This is a genomic window from Chthoniobacter sp. (genome assembly GCF_040003245.1).
GTDB lineage: Bacteria > Verrucomicrobiota > Verrucomicrobiia > Chthoniobacterales > Chthoniobacteraceae > Chthoniobacter.
Window position 1 is genome coordinate 1 of sequence record NZ_JBDUCX010000357.1, and the last position, 4845, is coordinate 4845.

A 4845-nucleotide genomic window follows, 5' to 3' on the forward strand; every position below is an offset into this window, starting at 1 on the left:
GCCGCACCGAGCATCCGCTCGGCGAGGACGTGCGCTACAAGCTCTCCGTCTTTTGTAACGTCCCGCTCGAGGCCGTGGTCGAGGCCCGCGACGTCGACCACACCATTTACGAGATGCCCATCATGCTCCAGCACGAGCGCCTCGACGACACCGTCTGCCGTCTGCTCGGCATCACCGCGCCACCCGCGGACATGACCGATTGGAAGAAATTCGTCTCCCGCGTCATCAAGCCCAAGAAGCGCGTCAAGATCGCCGTCGTCGGCAAATACATCGAGCTCCAGGACGCCTACAAATCCATCTACGAGTCGCTCACCCACGCCGGCGCCGGCGCCGACTGTGGCATCGATCTCGTGCAGGTCGATGCGGAGGAGCTCGAGGAAAAACATCCCTCGGAATTCCTGCGCGAAGCAGCCGGCATCCTCGTGCCCGGCGGCTTCGGCGACCGCGGCATCGAGGGCAAAATCCGCGCTACCCAGTATGCGCGCGAACAGGAAACGCCCTTCCTCGGCCTCTGCCTCGGCATGCAGGTGGCGACGATCGAATTCGCCCGCCACGTTTGCGGCCTCACCGAGGCGAACAGCACCGAGTTCGACATCTCGGCCAGGGATCCCGTCATCGACCTGCTCGAGGAGCAAAAAGACGTCACCGACAAGGGCGCGTCCATGCGCCTCGGCTCGTGGATCACGAACATCGTCGAGGGCACGCGCGCCGCGCAGGTCTACGGCAAGACGGAGATCCGCGAGCGGCACCGCCATCGCTACGAGTTCAACATGAAGTATCGCGAGATGATGACTTCGAAAGGGTTCGTCATCAGCGGCACCTCGCCCGATGGCAAGCTCGTCGAGATCATCGAACTCAAGGACCACCCGTATTTCCTCGCCTGCCAGTTCCATCCGGAATTCCAGTCCAAGCCGAACAAGCCCCACCCGCTCTTCAAGGGCTTCGTCACGGCCTGCCTCGGCCACGGAAGTTAGGCCGGCGCCGTGTCTGCGAAGGTCACATTTGTCGGCGAAGCAGGCGGCGAAATGCCCGTCTCCGCGCTCCCCGGCAAGACTTTGCTGGAAGTGGCGCTCGAGGCCGGCGTACCGCTGTTTCATGACTGCGGCGGCCTCGCCCGCTGCACCACCTGCCGCGTGCGCGTGGTAGAGGGCGCGCTGCCCGTGCGCACCGTGGATGAAGCGGAGATCGCGCGCATGCACAACTGGCCCGACGAAATCCGCCTCGCCTGCCAGCTCCAGTCCGCCAACGATCTGCGCGTCGAGCGCATCATGCGGCAGGATGTGCAGCGCGATAAAACCGCCGACCCTGTCGCCGCTGAGCGCTCCGAGGAACTACCGCTCGCTGTGCTCTTTTGTGATGTGAACGGCTTTACTGAATTCGCCGCCGAGCGCATGCCCTACGATGTCGTCCACGTGGTGAACCGCCTCTTCCTCCGCATCGGCGAAGCCGTGCTTGGCAACTCCGGTTACATCGACAAGTATCTCGGCGACGGCCTGCTCGCGCTCTGGGGTATCGACGGCGGCACGCCACCCGAGCTGATCCTCAATGCCGTGCGCGCCGCCCTGCTCATGCAGCACACCGTGCGCGAATTGAGCGACCACCTCAGCCCGCACTTTGGCGCGGCGCTTTCCATCCGCGTCGGCATTCATTTCGGCCCGGCCATCATCGGGCGCATCGGGCATCCCGCGCGCCAGCAGCTCACCGCCATCGGCGATACCGTGAACGTCGCCTCCCGCGTCGAGTCGCAGAACAAGGAACTCCGCACCAGCCTGCTGATCACCGAGGAATGCTACGCCCATGTCCGCGATCTCGTCGTCGTGGGTGACGACTTCAAGACCGTCTTGCGCGGTCAAAGCAAACCGCAGCGCCTCTATGAGATCACGGGCCTCGTCCATCCCGATCCCGTCTTCCTCGTGCAGCGGCAGATCCATCGCGTGCTGCTCGACGGCCAGAATTTCGTCGACCGCTTCTATCGCCATCTCTTCGCGCTCTCCCCGGAAATGCGGCAGCTCTTCGCCGCCACCGCGATGCCGCGGCAACATGAGATGTTTCTCAATCAGCTCGTCTGGACTGTGCGCGAACTGCGCAACCTGCCCGCGCTCTTCGAGAATCTTGCTCAACTCGGCAAGCGCCACGACCTGTACGGCGTGCGGCCGGAACATTTTCCCATCGCCGGCGCGGCCCTCCTCGGCGCGCTCGCGGACACGCTCGGGCCGGAGTTCGATGCGGACGCCCGCACCGCCTGGACGCAGGCCTTCGACAGCCTCGTCGCCGCCATGCAGAGGAAGTAAGCCCGCCGGCTGGGAATTGTGAGCTTGCGAGCGCTGACAATTCTTTGACAATTCCCTCACGCGGGACTGACAACCCTTCCCGCGCGTGAGAGTATCTTCCCGGTTATGAAGACGCGCCTGCTCCTCCCCGCACTTTTCATCTTCGCCGCGGCCATCGGCTTCGCCGCCGAGCCGGACCCAGGATTCACCGTTCACGAATGGGGCACGTTCACCTCCGTCCAGGGGTCGGACGGCGTGCAGATGGAGTGGAATCCACTCGTGGCCCCGGAACTGCCCAGGTTCGTCTACAACAACAATCGTGCACCCGGGTCCACCTTCAAAACCGGCTTGGTGACCCGCCAGCGCATGGAAACTCCGGTCATCTATTTCTACAGCGATCAAGCGCGCACCGCGGACGTCGCAGTGCGTTTCCCTCAAGGCACCGTCACCGAGTGGTACCCCACCCAGTCCGCGGCGAACGCGAGCCTCCGCGCTGCCCCCAACCCGGCGGTGAAGGAACCCGCCTTGCATTGGAAACAGGTGGAGATCCTGCCGGCCTCCGCTCCGGCGTTGCCCCTGCCGCTGGAAAAATCTGGCAGCCACTATTATGCCGCGCGCGCGACCGACGCCTCGCTCCTGCGCGTCACCGCCGACCGGAAGACCGAGGTCGAAAAATTCCTGTTCTATCGCGGCGTCGGCTACTTCACGACTCCGCTCACGGTCACCGTCGATAGCATGGAACCGGTGCGCGTCCTCGTGAACAATTCCGGCGCGGAGGAACTGGCCAGCCTCTTCGTCTACGAGGTGGGCGCCAATGGCCTCCTGACCTGGACACCCTTGGAAAAGCTCGCCCCCGGGGAAAGCCGGAGCGTGATCATCGCCCAGCCTTCCGGCTCGGGAGCGGATTCCCTGGCCGCCGCGCTGCGGGCCGCGCTCGTCCGCCAGGGCCTTTACGAAAAGGAAGCCGCCGCCATGGTGCAGACGTGGGAAAGCTCCTGGTTCCAGGAACGCGTCCTGCGCGTCCTCTACACCTTGCCGCGCGCCTGGACCGATCGCACCCTGCCGCTCACCATCACCCCCGCGCCGAAGACTACCGAGCGCGTCATGGTCGCCCGGGCGGAAATCATCACCCCCGCCATGGAAAACGCGTTACTCAGCAAGGTCGTGCACTACATCGCCACCAAGCCCGACCAGCGCTGGAAAATCGTCGCTGAGACCCGCGCCCTCGGCATGGGCCGCTTCACCTCCGTGGCGATGAGCCGCGTGATGACCGGCGCCAAACGCACCCCGGAATTCAATACCCTCGCGTGGGAACTGGCCAACGTCGCCGCCGCCCCCCCGAAGCTCGACGTCAGATAAGCGTTCGTTTGGCGACCGTTCGGCACTGGGCACTGAGCACTGAGCACTGAGCACTGAGCACTGGATGTTGGATGAACTGGAGGGCACCGCGCCGTCGGTGCCGGGCTGCGACCTGTCCGCAGGAAGCGACGGCGCGTTTCCCTCCAGTACCTCCCCGAAAGCCCCGCCACGACCCAAACCTCAGGCCCCGTCGCCCTTGACTCCCCCCCGCCCCCTCCTATCATCCAGCAAATACCAGCAGGGGAGCCGTTTGGCTGAGAGGTCTGCACCGCGCGAGCGAAGGCAGACGACCCTTTGAACCTGATGCGGGTCATGCCGCCGCAGGGAGCCGCGCCCGATGGCGTGTTTCAAAGCTCAGCCGTGCCGCATTCCTGCCGCACGGCTTTTCCATTTTCCATCTGCCATTGTCCCCACTGCACCACGGACTTCTCGTCTGACTCGAATTCCCATCTCCTGCCCATGATCGCCCCGAAAGACTCCATCGAACCCAGCAGCCTCGACCAGCTCCCCGCCAGCACCCGCGTCTATCTGGAAGGCAGCATCCACCCCGAAGTCCGCGTCCCCGTCCGTGAAATCGCCCTCACGCCCACCCGCACCGTCAGCGGCGCGACTGAGCCCAATGACCCCGTGCGCGTCTACGATTGCTCCGGCCCCTGGGGCGATCCCAGTTTCACCGGCACCTCCGATGAAGGCCTGCCCGCCCTGCGCGCCGCCTGGATCGCCGCCCGTCAGGACGTCGCCCCCTACGACGGCCGCGAAGTGAAGCCCCAGGACAACGGCTACCTCTCCGGCAAACACGCCGAGTACGCCAGCAAAGCCGAGCGCAACCGCCTCGTCGAATTCCCCGGATTGAAAGGCCAGCGCCGCCGCCCCCTCCGCGCCAGCGCCGGACACCCCGTCAGCCAGCTCTGGTATGCGAAACAAGGCATCATCACCCCCGAGATGGAATTCATCGCCATCCGCGAAAACATGGGCCGCGCCCAGCTCGCCGACCTCTCCCAAGACCTCCAGCGCGACGACCTCCACAAGCAGCACGCCGGCAGCCACCAGGTCTCACTAAGCACTGATTCACTAAGCACTAATTACTCTCCCTCCATCTTCACCCGCTTCCCCCAAAGAATCCCCGCCGAAATCACCCCCGAATTTGTGCGTAGCGAAGTGGCCGCCGGCCGCGCCATCATCCCCGCGAACATCAACCACCCCGAGCTCGAGCCGA

Annotated in this window: 4 protein-coding genes and 1 riboswitch; all 4 genes read left to right on the top strand. The window is 64.8% G+C overall.

Annotated features, from left to right (window positions below; all coding sequences use genetic code 11):
- A partial coding sequence (locus tag ABJF10_RS29315) for a CTP synthase (protein WP_348548153.1) occupies positions 1 to 974 on the top strand: 974 nt, incomplete at its 5' end.
- A 9-nt stretch (positions 975 to 983) separates the two neighbouring features.
- Complete coding sequence (locus tag ABJF10_RS29320) at positions 984 to 2291, top strand: adenylate/guanylate cyclase domain-containing protein (protein ID WP_348548154.1); 1308 nt, start codon at positions 984 to 986, stop codon at positions 2289 to 2291.
- Positions 2292 to 2396: 105 nt separating this feature from the next.
- Positions 2397 to 3629 (top strand): hypothetical protein, encoded by a 1233-nt coding sequence (locus ABJF10_RS29325; protein WP_348548155.1) that lies wholly within the window; start codon positions 2397 to 2399, stop codon positions 3627 to 3629.
- A 229-nt stretch (positions 3630 to 3858) separates the two neighbouring features.
- A riboswitch (TPP riboswitch) is annotated at positions 3859 to 3973 on the top strand.
- A 115-nt stretch (positions 3974 to 4088) separates the two neighbouring features.
- On the top strand, positions 4089 to 4845 hold a 757-nt coding region (locus ABJF10_RS29330), incomplete at its 3' end, for a phosphomethylpyrimidine synthase ThiC (protein WP_348548156.1).